Raw genomic sequence first — 14,852 nt, 5'->3', positions numbered from 1 at the left:
AGTTTGAGATATGCGCGATATCGTCGATGACCTTCTGCGAGTGTGGCATTCGGGCCGTACCGGCGGCCTCGCCACCGTGGTCCGTACCATCGGCACGAACGCGCTGCCGATCGGGTCGGGGATGCTGGTCACCCCCAACGGCGGAGTCTTCGGATCGATCGCGTCGGGGCGTCTCGAGGAGACCGTGTACGCGGCCGCCATGGAAGCCGCGCAAACCGGGATCCGGCAACTACGTCGCTACAGCCTGATCACCGGAATGGAATCCGGATCCGACGAAGGCGAACTCGTCGATATCTTCGTCGAGCCGTTCTCCTGCCGCGATTTCCCCGAATTCCCGGCCATCGCCGCCGATATCCAGGCCCATCGCCGGGTCACCGTATTCACGGTCGTGTGGAATCAGGATCCGGATGTGATCGGTCAGCATCTGGTCACCGATCGCAAGCACGCCACCGAACTCGTCGCCCTGCCCGAATCCGATCTGTTCGTCGCGTCCTACTGCCCGCCGCCGCGGCTGATCATTTTCGGCGCCAACGCCTACGCCGCGACGCTGGCCGCGCAGGCCAGGATGATCGGCTATCGCGTCAGCATCTGCGATTCGCGGCCCGAGTTCGCCGACCCGGGCTCGTTCCCCGGTGCCGAGGTCGTCGTCGACTGGCCGCACCGCTACCTCAATACCCTCTCGGCCGCCGGGGAGATCGACAGCAGCACCGGCATCGTGGTGCTGGCCAACGAGCCGCGCTTCGAGATCCCGCTGCTCACCGTCGCCCTGCGGTTGCCGGAACTGGGCTACCTGGCCGCGCTCGGCTCGCCCGCCGACCAGGCCCGCCGCCTCGACGACCTGCGCGCGGGCGGCTTCGACGAGCCGACCCTGGCCCGCCTGCACGTGCCCGCCGGGCTCGAGTCGGGCCCGCGTACCCCGGCCGAGACCGCGGTCTTCGTCACCGCCGACTTCCTGGCCTCGCGGGCCGGCCTGCGCCTGTCCGCGCGCCGCGACTTCGGGTCGGCCACGGTGGGCATGGCCATTTAGTCACACTCACCCCCGCGATTCGCGAGCCGGTAACGATTCGGTCGCGCGGGAGGACATAGAGTGTCGACAGGTATCTGACAGCCCCGTCGGCGCCGAGCCGTGCTCGGCCCTCGGGGGGAAGCATGCGATGACGGGTCCGCGATGGGCCCGTGGACTGGAACCGACTGTTCGATGAAGCTCTCTGCACTACGTACCGTGGCCGCCCTGCGAACCACCGCCGTGGCTCTGACCGCCGCGATGTCCGTGGCGGTGATCGCCGGTGGCGGCGCCGCCTCGGCCGAACCCGAGAAGTCCTCGTCGGTGACATCGGTCGTCAAGGACGGACGCACCTGGCATCTGAAGGTGTACTCGGCGGCGATGAAGAAGGACATCACGATCGACGTGCAGCGTCCGGTCGACGAGTCCAAGCCGGCACCGAACTTCTACATGCTCAACGGTCTGGACGCGGGCGAAGGCTCCGCCAGCTGGGCCGCGCAGACCAACGCGCTCGGCTTCCTGGCCGACAAGCAGGTCAATGTCATCCAGCCGATCGGTGGTCGCGGTAGCTACTACACCGACTGGAAGCAGGAGGACCCGCGCCTCGGCCTGAACAAGTGGACCACCTTCTTCACCCAGGAGCTGCCGCCGCTGCTCGACGCCACCCTCGGCTCGACCGGCCTGAACTCGCTGGCCGGCCTGTCCACCTCCGGCACCTCGGTGCTGCAGCTGGCCGAAGCCAAGCCGGGCCTGTTCAAGTCCGTCGCCGCCTACTCCGGGTGCGCGCAGATCGCGGACCCGATGGGCAAGCAGGCCGTGAAGTTCTCGGTCGAGACCTGGGCAGGCGGCAAGACCGCCAACATGTACGGCGCCGACAACGACCCGGCCTGGGTCGAGAACGACCCGGTCATCAACGCGGAGAAGCTGCGCGGCACCAACCTCTACATCTCCAGCGGTAGCGGTATGCCCACCAACGCCGACGTGGCCTACTACCTCAACGGCTCGCCCGGCCCGATGGGCGTGATCAACCTCGGTCTCGGCGTCGGCATCGAGGCCGCGACCAACGCGTGCAGCCAGAACCTGAAGGCCAAGCTGGACTCGCTGGGCATCCCCGCGACCTACCAGTTCACCCCGATGGGCACCCACTACTGGCCGTACTGGGAGCAGGCCCTGCACGAGTCCTGGCCGCTGCTGGCCCAGGGCATGGGAATCTGATTTCCCCCTGAACCGAAAACGGGAGGCATCCATCGGATGCCTCCCGTTTTTCGTCGGCTCAGGTGGGCAATGCGGTCGGCCGGACCGAGAGTCCCGACCGGATGAAATAGGCGATCTCGTCACAGATCTCGTCGACCGAAATCGCGTCGCCGGGCACGGTGGCGTGCACCATCTCCTGTGCCAGCGAATTCACCGCCCCGATCAACGCGAGCGTGAACAGGTGCACGCTGCGCGATTCGGCTTCCCCGCGGGCGGCGGCGCGCTGCGCCTCCCTGGTGAGCAGCCCGGACACCGAGCGCCGTTGCGCGCGGCGCCACTCCTCGACCGCCGGGCTCACCCCGACCACCTCGACATAGAACACGCGAGCGGCGCGGCGATCGCGGCAGGTCACGGCAAGAAACGCGCGGAAGCTCTCCACCACGCGCACCACCAGCGGCTCCTCGCTGGTGCGGGCCAGCGCCTCGTCGACGCGGCGCAGCGCGGCCGTGTTCAGCCGGTCGACCAGGGCGATCAACAGCGCCTCGCGGCTGCCGACGTCCTCGTAGAAACTGCGCGTGGAGACATTCGCCGTCGCGCACAGGCGCTCGATCGACGTCGAGGAATAACCCTGGGTACCGAATAGTTCCAGCGCGGCGTCGGTCAATCGATTACGCCGCAGCGCCACTCGCTGCTGCCGCGATAATCCACCATAATTACGACCACTATCGGTTTGTTGCGCACGCCGAACCACCCGTGCATGCTAGCGCGCGAACGCGGCACAGCCCGGGGAATCGAAAACTGTTAAAGCTCACCGTCATCGAGTGGCTCGGCCAATGGCCAGCCGCCCGCGGCCAGATGCGAGGCCACCCGCGCGACATCGGCGGGCGCCGGCTGCTCCTTCGCGAAATCCGCGATGGCCGCTTCGATCTCGGCCTCGCTGATCGCCTCGCGTTCCGGATTGGCCTCGATCAGCTTCGCACCGATCGCGCGCACCTCGTACTCGGTGAGATGACGGTGCAGCACCGCGTACAACGCGACATAGTCGGACTGCGGAATGCCCTGCGGATATCCCGCGCGCAGCCAGCCGAGCACGCGCGCGAGCAGATTGCGGCGAACGGCCGGCGTGGGTGACGGATCGGTCATCGGTTCCTCGCTCATGATTGGCCGAACAGCTGGATACCGAACTGGTGGGCGATGAATGCCTTGGCGGTGAACAGGATTCCGGTGATCACCACCACGACGATGAGAATCAGGCACAGCAACGCCCCGGTGAGCGCCGGGTAATTCCGGTGCACCCGGCCCTCGGCGTCGACCGTCTCGGCCTTGGCCCACCAGCGCACCGCGAGGGCGAACACGGCGGGCACCCCGGCGCCGAAGACGAGGGCGGCCAGCACCACTTCCCACAGTGAACTCAGATTCGTGATCACGGATTGCACGATCGCTCCCTTCTAGCCGGCGTGGTTCTGTTCGGACGCGGACCGCGGCGCGTCGCCGGGCCACTCGTTCACATTGTGGGTCCCGACCGGATCGCGCCGGGACCACAGGTAGATGCCGAGCGAACCGCTGATCAGGATCGCGAACACCACCAGCACGCCGGGCAGGCCGCCGATGAAGTGGGCGATGGCCCAGCAGATCGCGCCGACGATACCCGCCATCGGCAGGGTCAGCAGCCAGGCGACGGCCATCCGGCCCATCACACCCCAGCGCACCTCGGCGCCCTTGCCGAGGCCGGTGCCAAGGATCGAGCCGGTGGCGGTCTGCGTGGTCGACAGCGGCAGTCCGAAATGCGCCGAGGTGAGGATGATCGCGGCCGAGGTCGACTCGGCGGCCATGCCCTGCGGCGACTCGATCTCGACCAGGCCCTTGCCCATCGTGCGGATGATGCGCCAGCCGCCGAGGTAGGTGCCGAGCGCGATCGCGACCGCGCAGACCGCCATCACCCACAGCGGCATGTGATCGTCCTTGTCGAGCGTGCCGTGGGCGACCAGCGCGAGGAAGATGACGCCCATCGTCTTCTGCGCGTCGTTGGTGCCGTGCGCGAGCGAGACCAGCGAGGCCGAGCCGATCTGTCCCCAGCGGAAGCCCTGGGTCGACTTGTCCGCGTCGACGCCGCGGGTGATGCGGTAGACGAGAAAGGTGGCCACGGCGGCGACGCCCGCCGCGATGACCGGCGCCAGCAGCGCGGGCAGCACGATCTTGACCAGCACGCCACCCGAATCCGAGGACCAGATCACCCCGCTCCAGCCGAGCGCCGCGATCGTCGAGCCGATGATGCCGCCGAACAGGGCGTGTGACGAGCTCGACGGTAGCCCGAGCAGCCAGGTGAGCAGATTCCACAGAATGCCGCCGACCAAACCGGCGAACACGATCACCAGCAGGTCGTGGCCGGTCACTTCGTCCAATTTCACGATGCCCTTGGCGACCGTCGCCGCCACCGCCACCGACAGGAACGCGCCGATCAGGTTCAGCACGCCCGACAGCGCCACCGCCACCCGCGGCCGCAGCGCACCGGTGGCGATGGAGGTCGCCATGGCGTTGGCCGCGTCGTGGAAGCCGTTGGTGAAGTCGAAGACGAGAGCTGTGATGATGACGATCAACAGGACCATTAGTTCGGCGCTCACCCGAACAGTGTGTCGTATGCCGGTCCGGGTTCAGCCGAGAGCCCGCACCGTGGCGATGGTGTCGGCCTGCTGTGGCTCCTTGTCCGGGCGATATCGCACGACCCGCGCGAAACGCAGGGCGACACCGCCGGGATAGCGCGTGCTCGTCTGCACACCGTCGAGCGCGATCTCGACGACGAGTTCCGGGCGCAGGAAGACCGCGTGCCCGTCGGTGCCGGATTGATAGCGCGGGAATTCCGCGGTCTGCCAGCGCAGCAATTCGTCGGTGAGGCCCTTGAACGTCTTGCCGACCATCACCGGTTCGCCGGTCTCCTCGTCGCGCGCGGCCAGGTGCAGATTCGACAGGAAGCCGGTGCGGCGGCCGTATCCCCATTCGGCGCCGATCACGAGCAGATCGAGGGTGTGCGCGGGTTTGATCTTCTGCCAGGATTTGCCGCGCCTGCCCGCGGCGTACGGCGCGTCGAGCGATTTGATCATCACGCCCTCGTTGCCGACGGCGAGCGCGTCGTCGTAGTAGTCGGCGGCGGCCTCCGCGTCGGGGGCCACGAGGGCGGGAATGGCGTGCTCACCCGCCACCAGCTCCAGCGCGGTGCGCCGCGCCTGCAGTGGTTCGTCGAGCAGGTCGCGGCCGTCCAGGTGCAGGCAGTCGAAGAAGTACGGATGCAGCAGCAGCTCGGTGGTGTCGGCCACGGTGGCGAAGCGGCTCATCGTCTCCTGGAACGGGCGCGGCCTGCCGGCGTCGGTGAGGGCGAGGGTCTCGCCGTCGAGCACCACGCTGGTGCAGGCGAGCCCGCGCACGAGTTCCACCAGCTCGGGCACGCCGGCGGTGATGTCGCGCAGGGTCCTGGTGAAGATCCACACCTGCTCGCCCTGGCGATGCACCTGGATGCGGGCGCCGTCGAGTTTGTGCTCCACGCTCACCCGTGGCCCGAGTTCGGCCAGTGCCTCGTCCAGCGAGCCGCCCGGCGAGGCCAGCATCGGCGCGACGGGCCTGCCCACCTCGAGCCGGAACGCGCGCAGCGCCGCCTCGCCGCCGGTGATCGCGACGACAGCGGTCGCGGGCAGCTGCCCCGACAGCATGTGCGCGCGGCGCACCACCTCGATCGGGATGCCGGTGGCCTGCGCCAGCGCCTCGACGACGATCGCGGTGAGCGCGCCCTGGCGCAGTTCGCCGGTGAGCAGGCGCAGCAGGAAGGACTGCTCGTCGGCGGTGGCGGCGGTGAACAGTTCGGTCAGCAGTTCCCGTCGGCGCAGGGCGGAGCCGGTGCCGCTGAGCCCCGTGAGCTGGGTGAAGACGGCGTCGACCGCCTCGACGGTGAGACTCGCCTCCGCGCTGGGCGGGGTGTCCAAGCCGGTGACGGTGCGCCACCCGGCCCCGATCCGGCCCTGCGTCAGCTCGCCGGAGAGCCAGGCCACCACCGTCGCGATCTCCGTTGGCCCGGCGGACGCGAACAACTCGGCCAGCGCGGCGATCTTCGCCTTGCGTGACCTGGTCGCGCGCACGGCCGCCGAGGCCGCGACCACTTCGCTGAACAGCACCCGCTGACGGTAGCGCGCGGGTGTGACACATCGCTCACCCCACGCTGTTAAGGTTCCGTTGGCAAGTCTGCGAAAGCGGCCATAAGCTGGACACATGGCCAAGACCTATGTCGGTGCGCGGCTGCGCCAGCTGCGGACCGAGCGCGGTCTGAGCCAGGTCGCTCTGGCCCAGAAACTGGAGATCTCGGCCAGCTATCTCAACCAGATCGAGCACGACGTGCGCCCGCTGACGGTGCCCGTGCTCAAGCGGATCAACGAGGTCTTCGGCGTCGATCCCGCCTTCTTCTCCGCCCAGGACGACACCCGGCTCATCGCCGAACTCCAGGAAGTCGTCATGGACGCGGAGCTCGGTATCGAGGCCGACACCCAGGAGATCGCCGACATGGTCTCGGCGCATCCGAGCATGGCGCGCGCACTGGTCGCCATGCACAACCGGTACCGCAACACCAGCGCCCAGCTGGCCGCCGCCACCGAGGACCGCTTCTCCGACGGTTCCGGCAGCGCCGCGATCTCCAAGCCGCACGAGGAGGTGCGCGACTACTTCTATCAGCGCCAGAACTACATCCACGAACTCGACACCGCGGCCGAGGAACTCACCGCGCGCATCCGTTTCCACGGCGGTGAGGTGAGCACCGAGATCGTGCGGCTGCTGCGCTCGCACGACGTGCGGATCGTGGAGCGGATCGATCTCGGCGAGGGCGTGCTGCACCATTACGACCCCGAATCCAAGCAGCTCGAGATCTCGCCCCACCTGTCCGGCGGACAGCGCACCTTCAAGCTGGCGGCCGAGCTGGCCTACCTGGAATGCGGGCCGCTGCTCGAAAAGCTGGTCGAGGAGGGCAATTTCGCCTCCGAGGCCGCGCGCAAGCTCGCCATGCTCGGCCTGGCCAACTACTTCGCGGCGGCGACGGTGTTGCCCTACAACCACTTCCACGAGGTGGCCGAGGACTTCCGCTACGACATCGAGCGGCTGTCCGCGTTCTTCTCGCAGAGCTACGAGACGATCTGCCATCGCCTGTCGACCCTGCAGCGGCCCAGCCTGCGCGGGGTGCCGTTCTCGTTCGTGCGCGTCGACCGCGCGGGCAACATGTCGAAACGCCAGTCCGCCACCGGTTTCCACTTCTCCGCCAGCGGCGGCACCTGCCCGCTGTGGAACGTCTACGAGACCTTCGCCTACCCCGGCAAGATCATGACCCAGATCGCCCAGATGCCCGACGGCCGCAAATACCTCTGGGTGGCGCGCACCGTCGAACGCCGCGCCACCCGCTACGGCCAGCCCAGCAAGACCTTCGCCATCGGCCTCGGCTGCGAACTGCGCCACGCGGGCCGCGTCGTCTACGCCGACGGCATCGACCTCGGCGAGGCCTCAGCCACCCCCATCGGCGCCGGCTGCCGCGTCTGCGTCCGCTCCAACTGCCCCCAGCGCGCCTTCCCCCCACTCGGCAAGGCCCTCGACATCAGCGAACACCGCAGCTCCGTCTCCCCCTACCTGATCAAGTAGCGCGTCAGAAGGCTTCCTCCGGGATGGACATGATGTCGTTGTCGAGGGTGGCGAGGATGGTTCTGGTGGCGGTGAGTTCGGGGAGGACGTTCTTGGCGAAGAAGGTGGCCGCGGCTACTTTGCCCTGGTAGAAGGGGCGGTCCTTCGGGGAGGCGTCGGCGGTGAGGGCCGCGGCGGCGACGTCGGCCTGGACGAGCAGGCGCCAGGCGATGAGCAGGTCGCCCATCGACATGAGGAAGCGCACGGAGCCGAGGCCCACCTTGTAGAGCTCGGTGGGGTCGGTCTGGCCCGCCATGGCGTAGCCGGTGAGGGTGGCGGCCATCGCCTGGACGTCGGACTGGGCGGTGCGCAGCAGGGCGCGCTCGGTGGCGAAGCGGCCCGAGTCGTTGTCCAGGTACGCGGTGATCTGCGCGTTGACGTGCGCCAGCGCCGTCCCGCGATCACGAATGATCTTGCGGAAGAAGAAGTCCTGAGCCTGGATCGCGGTGGTGCCCTCGTAGAGGGAGTCGATCTTGGCGTCGCGGATGTACTGCTCGATCGGATAGTCCTGCAGATACCCGGAGCCGCCGAAAGTTTGCAGCGATTCGGTGAGCAGCTGGTAGGCCCGCTCGGAGCCGACACCCTTGACGATCGGCAGCAGCAGATCGTCGACGCGGTGCGCCAGCTCCGGATCGGCACCGGACACGAGCTGGGCCACGTCGGCGTTCTGGTGCGCCGCGGTATACAGATACACCGCGCGCAGCCCCTCCGCGTAGGCCTTCTGCATGGCCAGCGAGCGACGCACATCGGGGTGGTGGGTGATGGTCACCCGCGGCGCGGCCTTGTCGGCCATCTGGGTCAGATCCGCGCCCTGCACCCGGGTCTTGGCGTATTCGAGCGCGTTCAGGTACCCGGTGGACAGCGTTCCCGACGACTTCACGCCCACGGTCATGCGCGCGTTCTCGATCACCTTGAACATCTGCGCGATGCCGTTGTGCACGTCGCCGACCAGCCAGCCCTTGGCGGGCACCGAGGTCCCACCGAAGGTCAGTTCGCAGGTCGGCGACGACTTGATGCCCATCTTGTGCTCGACCCCGGTGACGTACACGCCGTTGCGGTCGCCCAGCTCCATCGTCTCGGGATCGAAGAGGAACTTGGGCACATAGAACAGCGACAGCCCCTTGGTGCCGGGACCGGCCCCTTCCGGCCTGGCCAGCACCAGGTGGAAGACGTTCTCGGCCACCTCGCCCACGTCACCACCGGAGATGAACCGCTTCACGCCCTCGATGTGCCACGACCCGTCCGGCTGCGGCACGGCCTTGGTGCGGCCCGCGCCGACGTCGGAGCCCGCGTCGGGCTCGGTGAGCACCATGGTGCCCTGCCAGCCGCGCTCGAAACCGCCGCGCGCCCAGCGCTTCTGCTCCTCGGTGCCGACCTCGAAGAGCACCGACCCCATCAGCGGTCCCATGTTGAAGAAGCTGGCCGAGGGGTTGGCGCAGATGACCAGCTCGTTGAGCGCCCACATCAGCACGTTCGGCGCGGGGGTGCCGTCCATGCCCTCGGGCATGCCGAGCCGGTACCAGCCCGCCTCGTGCACCGCGGCCACCGTCTTGCGCAGCGGCTCCGGCACGGAGATGTCGAAGGTGTCGGGGCGATAGACCACCGGATCGCGATCGGCGGCGGCGAAGGACTCCGCGATGGGCCCCTCGGCCAGCCGCTTCACCTCGTCGAGGATCTGCCGCACGGTGTCGGAATCGAGATCGCCGTAGGCGCCGGTGTCGAGGAGCTTGTCCAGGCTCAGCACCTCGAAGAGATTGAACTCGATGTCACGCACGTTCGCCTTGTAGTGCCCCACTGGGCTCCTCCTCGACTGACCATCCGCGGCCCGAGCGCCGCGAGATTCGGCTGTTCGACGTCGTACGAAATCGAAGCGTGCCGCACCGCGGTCTCCCTACGCAAGCGTAGGCGCGCGGGCCCGCCGTCCCGGCGCTGAGCAATTGTTCACGCGGACGAAACAGACGAAACGGGCACGTGACCGAGAGATATTCCGGTGCAACATGTTCCCTCTACTGTTCCGCTCACGAATACAGCCGCTGTATACAACCCGGTGTACACGGGCGCAGCGGTGGTGTTCGTTGTGGCGCGCATGGCGCCGCCGTAACACCTGATGAGGAGAACCGTCCCATGTCTGATTCCCGTGTGGTCAAGGCGCTCGTCGCGCCCGCCGCGGTGGCCCTCGCCGGCCTGTTGCTCACCGGTTGCGGTGCCCGTGACGACGCGTCGTCCGGCTCGACCGCCGCGTCCTGCCTCGACACCTCCAAGGACACGATCAAGGTCGGTTCGCTGCACTCGTTCTCCGGCACCATGGCCATTTCCGAAGTGACCGTGGCCAATTCGACCAAGCTGGCGATCGACCAGATCAACGCCGCGGGCGGGGTGCTCGGCAAGAAGATCGAGATCATCAAGGAGGACGGCGCTTCCGACCCGAAGACCTTCGCCGAGAAGGCGGAGAAGCTGATCAGCTCCGACTGCGTGGCCGCGGTGTTCGGCGGCTGGACCTCGTCGAGCCGCAAGGCGATGAAGCCCAAGTTCGAGAGCCTGAACTCGCTGCTCTACTACCCGGTGCAGTACGAGGGTCTCGAGGACTCGAAGAACATCTTCTACACCGGCGCCACCACCAACCAGCAGATCGTGCCCGCGCTGGACTACCTGAAGCAGAAGGGGATCACCTCCCTCTACCTGGTGGGCTCCGACTACGTCTTCCCGCAGACCGCCAACCGCGAGATCAAGGCCTACGCCGCCGCCAACGGCATCGAGATCAAGGGCGAGGACTACACCCCGCTCGGCTCCACCGACTTCTCCACCATCATCAACAAGGTCCGTAACGCCAAGGCGGGCGCGGTGTTCAACACCCTCAACGGCGACTCGAACGTGGCCTTCTTCCGCGAGTACACCAACGCGGGCCTGAAAGCCGCCGAGATGCCGGTGGTCTCGGTGTCGATCGCCGAGGAGGAGGTCGCCGGCATCGGCGCGCAGAACATCGCGGGCCAGCTGACCGCCTGGAACTACTACCAGACCGTCGATTCCCCGGCGAACAAGAAGTTCGTGGCCGACTACAAGGCCGCCTTCGGCGCCGACAAGCCGACCTCCGACCCGATGGAGGCCGCTTACGCCTCGGTCTACCTGTGGAAGAACACCGTAGAGAAGGCCAAGTCGTTCGCGGTGGCCGACGTGCAGGCTGCGGCCGACGGCGTCAGCTTCGACGCGCCGGAGGGCACCGTCACCATCGACGGTTCCAACCACCACATCACCAAGACCGCCCGCATCGGCGAGATCCGCCCGGACGGCCTGATCTACACGGTCTGGGATTCCGGCAAGGCCATCACCCCCGACCCGTACCTGAAGTCCTACGACTGGGCCAAGGGCCTCAAGTAAGTCGCCCGAGACGGTGTGGGGCCGCGTTCTGCGCGCCCCGCACCGCCCCCAGTTCGCAAGGAGTCCGCTGCAATGGACGTGCTGATCGGCCAGCTCTTCACCGGGTTGAGCCTTGGATCAATTCTCTTGCTCGCCGCGCTCGGCCTGGCGCTGACCTTCGGTCAGATGGGCGTCATCAACATGGCGCACGGCGAGTTCATCATGGCCGGTTGCTACACCACCTACGTTGTGCAACAGGTCTTCTCGTCGGCAGGCGTCTCGCTGGTCGTCTCGCTGCTGCTCGGCTTCCTGATCGGCGGCCTGCTCGGCGCGGCCCTGGAGATGGGGCTGATCCGGTACATGTACGACCGGCCGCTGGACACGCTGCTGGTCACCTTCGGCGTCGGGCTGGTGCTGCAACAGGCCGCGCGTGACATCTTCGGCGCGCCGGCCAAGAACGTGCTGGTGCCCGAATGGCTCAGCGGCGGAATCACCATCGCGGGCGCGGTGGTGCCCAAGACCCGGATCTTCATCCTGGTGCTGGCCGTCGTCGCGGTGACCGCGCTGGCCGCCGTGCTCAAGGCGACCCCGATGGGTCGGCGCATCAGGGCCGTCGTGCAGAACCGCGGCCTCGCCGAAACCTCCGGTATCTCATCGCGATTCACCGACATCAGCACGTTCTTCATCGGCTCTGGCCTGGCCGGTGTCGCCGGTGTGGCGCTGACGCTGATCGGCTCGACCAGCCCGACCATCGGCCAGAGCTACCTGATCGACGCCTTCCTGGTGGTCGTGATCGGCGGGCTCGGCCAGATCAAGGGCACGGTGATCGCGGCGTTCGCGCTCGGCCTGCTCAACTCGTTCATCGAATACTCCACCACCGCCTCCATCGCGAAGGTGATCGTGTTCGTGCTGATCGTCATCTTCCTGCAGGTCCGCCCGCAGGGCCTGTTCACCGTGCGGACGAGGAGTTTGGCATGACCGCACTCATGGAACGTCTGCGCGCCCATCCACGGGCCACCCCGCTGGCCGGCTTCGCCGTGGCCGCGATCCTGTTGTTCGCCGTGGCGCCCGCCGTGCTCAGCGACTTCCGGCTCAACCTGCTCGCCAAGTTCCTGTGCTTCGCCATCGTGGCGGCGGGCATCGGATTGGCGTGGGGCCGTGGCGGAATGCTCACCCTCGGCCAGGGCGTGTTCTTCGGCATCGGCGCCTACATCATGGCCATGCACATGCAGCTGGCCGATGCCGCCCGCCTCGGCAACGACGTGCCCGAGTTCATGGAGATCTCGGGCATCAGCGAGCTGCCGGGTTTCTGGCAGCCGTTCAGCTCGGCGCCGGTGGCGATTCTCGGCATCCTGGTGCTGCCCGGCCTGATCGCGGCCGTGCTCGGGTACGGCGTGTTCAAGCGCCGGGTGCGCGGCGCGTACTTCGCGATCCTCAGCCAGGCGCTGGCCGCCGCGCTGGCGATCCTGCTGACCGGTCAGCAGGCGATCGGTGGTTTCACCGGACTCTCGGACTTCCGGTCGTTCTTCGGCTTCAAGTTGTCGGACCCGGCCAACCGGCAGATGCTGTTCTTCATCGCGGCGGGCACGCTGCTCGTGGTGGTGGCGCTGATCCGTCAGCTCAACAACAGCCGCTACGGCGAACTGCTGGTCGCGGTGCGTGACGCGGAGGAGCGAGTGCGCTTCCTCGGGTACGACCCCGCCAACATCAAGATCGTCGCGTACGTGGTGGCGGCGTTCCTGGCCGGCGTCGCGGGGGCGTTGTTCACGCCGATCGTCGGGATCATCTCGCCCGCCGACATCGGCGTCGTCCCGTCCATCGCGTTCCTGATCGGTGTCGCGATCGGTGGCCGCACCACGCTGCTCGGCCCTGTCCTCGGCGCGATCGGGGTCGCGTGGGCGCAGACATCGCTGTCGGAGTCGTTCCCCTCGGGCTGGACGTATCTGCAGGGCGTGCTGTTCATCGTGGTCGTCGGCTTCATCCCCGCCGGCCTGGCCGGACTGTGGCCGCTGCTGAAGGGCTGGATCGACGACCGGCGTAAGCCCGCGGCCCCGGCGCCGCCGGTGGAGCCGGCCGTCATCGAGGAGAAGGTGGAAGCGCGATGACACACGAACCCAAAGCGGGCGGCAACGCCGGCATGGACAGCGACTACCTCGAAATCCGTGGCCTCTCGGTCAGTTTCGACGGATTCAAGGCGGTCACCGACGTCGATCTGACCGTGCTGCAGGGTGACCTGCGGTTCCTCATCGGGCCCAATGGCGCGGGCAAGACCACGCTCATCGACGCCATCACCGGCCTGGTCCCGGCCACCGGCTCGGCGCAGAAGTCGGGCACCGAGCTGATCGGCAAGAAGGTGCACCAGATCGCCCGCCTCGGCGTGGGCCGCACCTTCCAGACCGCGAGCGTGTTCGAGCAGCTCACCGTGCTGCAGAACCTCGACATCGCCGCGGGCGCCGGACGGTCGGCGCTGACCCTGCTGCGCAAGCGCAAGTCGGTGCTGCCCGCCATCGAAGAAGCCTTGGAGACAACGGGTCTCACGGCCTTGCGCGACAAGCCCGCGGGCGTGCTCGCGCACGGGCAGAAGCAGTGGCTCGAGATCGGCATGCTGCTGGTACAGAACGCCTCGGTGCTGCTGCTCGACGAGCCGGTCGCGGGCATGAGCGCGGAAGAGCGCGAGGAGACCGGAAACCTGTTGCGCCGCATCGGCGGTGACCGCGTGGTGGTCGTGGTGGAACACGACATGGACTTCATGCGCGCGTTCGCCACCTCGGTCACCGTCCTCGCGGGCGGCAAGGTGCTCAGCGAGGGCAGTGTCGAACAGGTGCAGGCCGATCCGAAGGTGCAGGAGGTGTACCTCGGCACCGCGGCGCTCGCCGAGGACACGACAGACAGGGAGTCGGCCGATGCTTGAACTACACGAGGTCCGGTCCGGTTACGGGCGCACCGAGGTGATCCACGGGCTGAGCATGACCGTGCCCGACGACAGCGTGGTCGCGATCATGGGCCACAACGGCGCGGGCAAGACCACCCTGCTGCGCACCGCGGTCGGCCTGCTGCCGACCAAGTCGGGCAGGATCACCTTCGACGGGGACGACATCACCAAACTCGCTCCGTCACAACGGGTCAAGCGCGGCATCGCCTATGTGCCGCAGGGCCAGCAGAGCTTCCCGCAGCTGACCACGGCCGAGAATCTGCAGGTGGTCGCCGACGGACGCAAGCGCGGTAAGGCGCTGATCGAGGAATCGCTCACGCTCTTCCCCGCGCTGCGTGAGCTGCTCACCCGCAAGGCGGGGCTGCTCTCCGGCGGCCAGCGCCAGCAGCTCGCCATCGCGCGCGCCCTGATCACCGAGCCGAAACTGCTGATCCTGGACGAGCCCACCGAGGGCATCCAGCCCTCGGTGGTGGCCGAGATCGAGCGCGCGATCATCGACCTGACCAAACGCGGTGGGCTCAGCGTGCTGCTGGTCGAACAGCACATCGGCTTCGCGTTGCAGGCCGCCCAGCACTACTACGTGCTGCATTCGGGTCATCTCGGCTCGTCGGGTGCGGGCGGGGCCGGCGCGGAATCCGCGGTCCGCGCGGCGATGGCGATCTGAACGCA

The 14,852-nt window shown here is 67.8% G+C and carries 14 protein-coding genes; 8 read left to right on the top strand and 6 right to left on the bottom strand.

The annotated features are described in order from the left end of the window. Window positions 1-10: 10 nt before the first annotated feature. Window positions 11-1,027, top strand: a complete 1,017-nt coding sequence (locus tag DFR69_RS19975; protein ID WP_167456338.1) for an XdhC family protein — start codon at window positions 11-13, stop codon at window positions 1,025-1,027. 171 nt (window positions 1,028-1,198) lie between these two features. Next, window positions 1,199-2,218 (top strand): alpha/beta hydrolase, encoded by a 1,020-nt coding sequence (locus tag DFR69_RS19970; RefSeq protein WP_110039114.1) that lies wholly within the window; start codon window positions 1,199-1,201, stop codon window positions 2,216-2,218. A 58-nt stretch (window positions 2,219-2,276) separates the two neighbouring features. Here the strand turns inward: DFR69_RS19970 and DFR69_RS19965 are convergent, their stop codons facing one another. From DFR69_RS19965 to DFR69_RS19945, 5 genes are read right to left on the bottom strand one after another with little or no spacing between them, the layout of a single operon-like run. Further along, window positions 2,277-2,948: a TetR/AcrR family transcriptional regulator gene (locus DFR69_RS19965; protein WP_233001020.1), complete on the bottom strand. Its 672-nt coding sequence runs from the start codon at window positions 2,946-2,948 to the stop codon at window positions 2,277-2,279. A 50-nt stretch (window positions 2,949-2,998) separates the two neighbouring features. Further along, on the bottom strand, window positions 2,999-3,340 hold the full coding sequence (locus DFR69_RS19960; protein ID WP_167456337.1) for a DUF3349 domain-containing protein: 342 nt from the start codon (window positions 3,338-3,340) through the stop codon (window positions 2,999-3,001). 11 nt (window positions 3,341-3,351) lie between these two features. After that, window positions 3,352-3,633, bottom strand: coding sequence for a hypothetical protein (locus DFR69_RS19955; protein ID WP_110039112.1), 282 nt, complete (start codon window positions 3,631-3,633; stop codon window positions 3,352-3,354). A 12-nt stretch (window positions 3,634-3,645) separates the two neighbouring features. Continuing rightward, window positions 3,646-4,818, bottom strand: a complete 1,173-nt coding sequence (locus DFR69_RS19950; protein WP_110039111.1) for an inorganic phosphate transporter — start codon at window positions 4,816-4,818, stop codon at window positions 3,646-3,648. A gap of 30 nt (window positions 4,819-4,848) precedes the next feature. After that, a complete protein-coding gene (locus tag DFR69_RS19945; protein WP_110039110.1) occupies window positions 4,849-6,357 on the bottom strand; it encodes an ATP-dependent DNA ligase in 1,509 nt (502 codons plus the stop codon). 94 nt (window positions 6,358-6,451) lie between these two features. Here DFR69_RS19945 and ramB point away from each other — a divergent pair, with 94 nt between their 5' ends. Further along, entirely contained in the window at window positions 6,452-7,858 is a 1,407-nt protein-coding gene (gene ramB / locus DFR69_RS19940; RefSeq protein WP_110039109.1) for an acetate metabolism transcriptional regulator RamB, read from the top strand. A 4-nt stretch (window positions 7,859-7,862) separates the two neighbouring features. On the opposite strand, the gene DFR69_RS19935 is transcribed toward ramB, so the two are convergent. Next, the gene (locus DFR69_RS19935; protein ID WP_110039108.1) at window positions 7,863-9,692 is read right to left on the bottom strand and encodes an acyl-CoA dehydrogenase; all 1,830 of its coding nucleotides are present in this window, start codon (window positions 9,690-9,692) and stop codon (window positions 7,863-7,865) included. Between the two features lie 329 nt (window positions 9,693-10,021). Here DFR69_RS19935 and urtA point away from each other — a divergent pair, with 329 nt between their 5' ends. The 5 genes from urtA (at window position 10,022) to urtE (ending at window position 14,847) form a co-directional block, all read left to right on the top strand. Then, entirely contained in the window at window positions 10,022-11,272 is a 1,251-nt protein-coding gene (urtA, locus tag DFR69_RS19930) for an urea ABC transporter substrate-binding protein (RefSeq protein WP_110039107.1), read from the top strand. Between the two features lie 72 nt (window positions 11,273-11,344). Continuing rightward, window positions 11,345-12,229 carry an urea ABC transporter permease subunit UrtB gene (gene urtB, locus DFR69_RS19925; RefSeq protein WP_110039106.1) on the top strand — a complete coding sequence of 295 codons (885 nt, stop codon included), beginning with the start codon at window positions 11,345-11,347 and terminating at the stop codon, window positions 12,227-12,229. Beyond that, a complete protein-coding gene (gene urtC, locus DFR69_RS19920; protein ID WP_186817322.1) occupies window positions 12,226-13,356 on the top strand; it encodes an urea ABC transporter permease subunit UrtC in 1,131 nt (376 codons plus the stop codon). The genes urtB and urtC overlap by 4 nt, the downstream gene beginning before the upstream one ends. Next, a complete protein-coding gene (urtD, locus tag DFR69_RS19915; protein WP_110039105.1) occupies window positions 13,353-14,162 on the top strand; it encodes an urea ABC transporter ATP-binding protein UrtD in 810 nt (269 codons plus the stop codon). The genes urtC and urtD overlap by 4 nt, the downstream gene beginning before the upstream one ends. Continuing rightward, a complete protein-coding gene (gene urtE, locus DFR69_RS19910) occupies window positions 14,155-14,847 on the top strand; it encodes an urea ABC transporter ATP-binding subunit UrtE (RefSeq protein ID WP_110039104.1) in 693 nt (230 codons plus the stop codon). Before urtD ends, urtE begins: the two co-directional genes overlap by 8 nt. Window positions 14,848-14,852: the final 5 nt, after the last annotated feature.

The sequence above is a fragment of the Nocardia neocaledoniensis genome (assembly GCF_003182135.1).
In the GTDB taxonomy this organism is placed as follows: Bacteria; Actinomycetota; Actinomycetes; order Mycobacteriales; family Mycobacteriaceae; genus Nocardia; species Nocardia neocaledoniensis.
Note: the sequence above shows the minus strand (reverse complement) of the source record. Positions and strands in the feature narration are given on the sequence as shown.

Excerpts from the sequence above, each read along its gene's own strand:
- DFR69_RS19975 (WP_167456338.1), top strand. The coding sequence starts at position 11 with ATGCGCGATATCGTCGATGACCTTCTGCGAGTGTGGCATTCGGGCCGT.
- DFR69_RS19970 (WP_110039114.1), top strand. The coding sequence starts at position 1,199 with ATGAAGCTCTCTGCACTACGTACCGTGGCCGCCCTGCGAACCACCGCC.
- DFR69_RS19960 (WP_167456337.1), bottom strand. The coding sequence starts at position 3,340 with ATGACCGATCCGTCACCCACGCCGGCCGTTCGCCGCAATCTGCTCGCG.
- ramB (WP_110039109.1), top strand. The coding sequence starts at position 6,452 with ATGGCCAAGACCTATGTCGGTGCGCGGCTGCGCCAGCTGCGGACCGAG.
- urtA (WP_110039107.1), top strand. The coding sequence starts at position 10,022 with ATGTCTGATTCCCGTGTGGTCAAGGCGCTCGTCGCGCCCGCCGCGGTG.
- urtB (WP_110039106.1), top strand. The coding sequence starts at position 11,345 with ATGGACGTGCTGATCGGCCAGCTCTTCACCGGGTTGAGCCTTGGATCA.
- urtC (WP_186817322.1), top strand. The coding sequence starts at position 12,226 with ATGACCGCACTCATGGAACGTCTGCGCGCCCATCCACGGGCCACCCCG.
- urtD (WP_110039105.1), top strand. The coding sequence starts at position 13,353 with ATGACACACGAACCCAAAGCGGGCGGCAACGCCGGCATGGACAGCGAC.
- urtE (WP_110039104.1), top strand. The coding sequence starts at position 14,155 with ATGCTTGAACTACACGAGGTCCGGTCCGGTTACGGGCGCACCGAGGTG.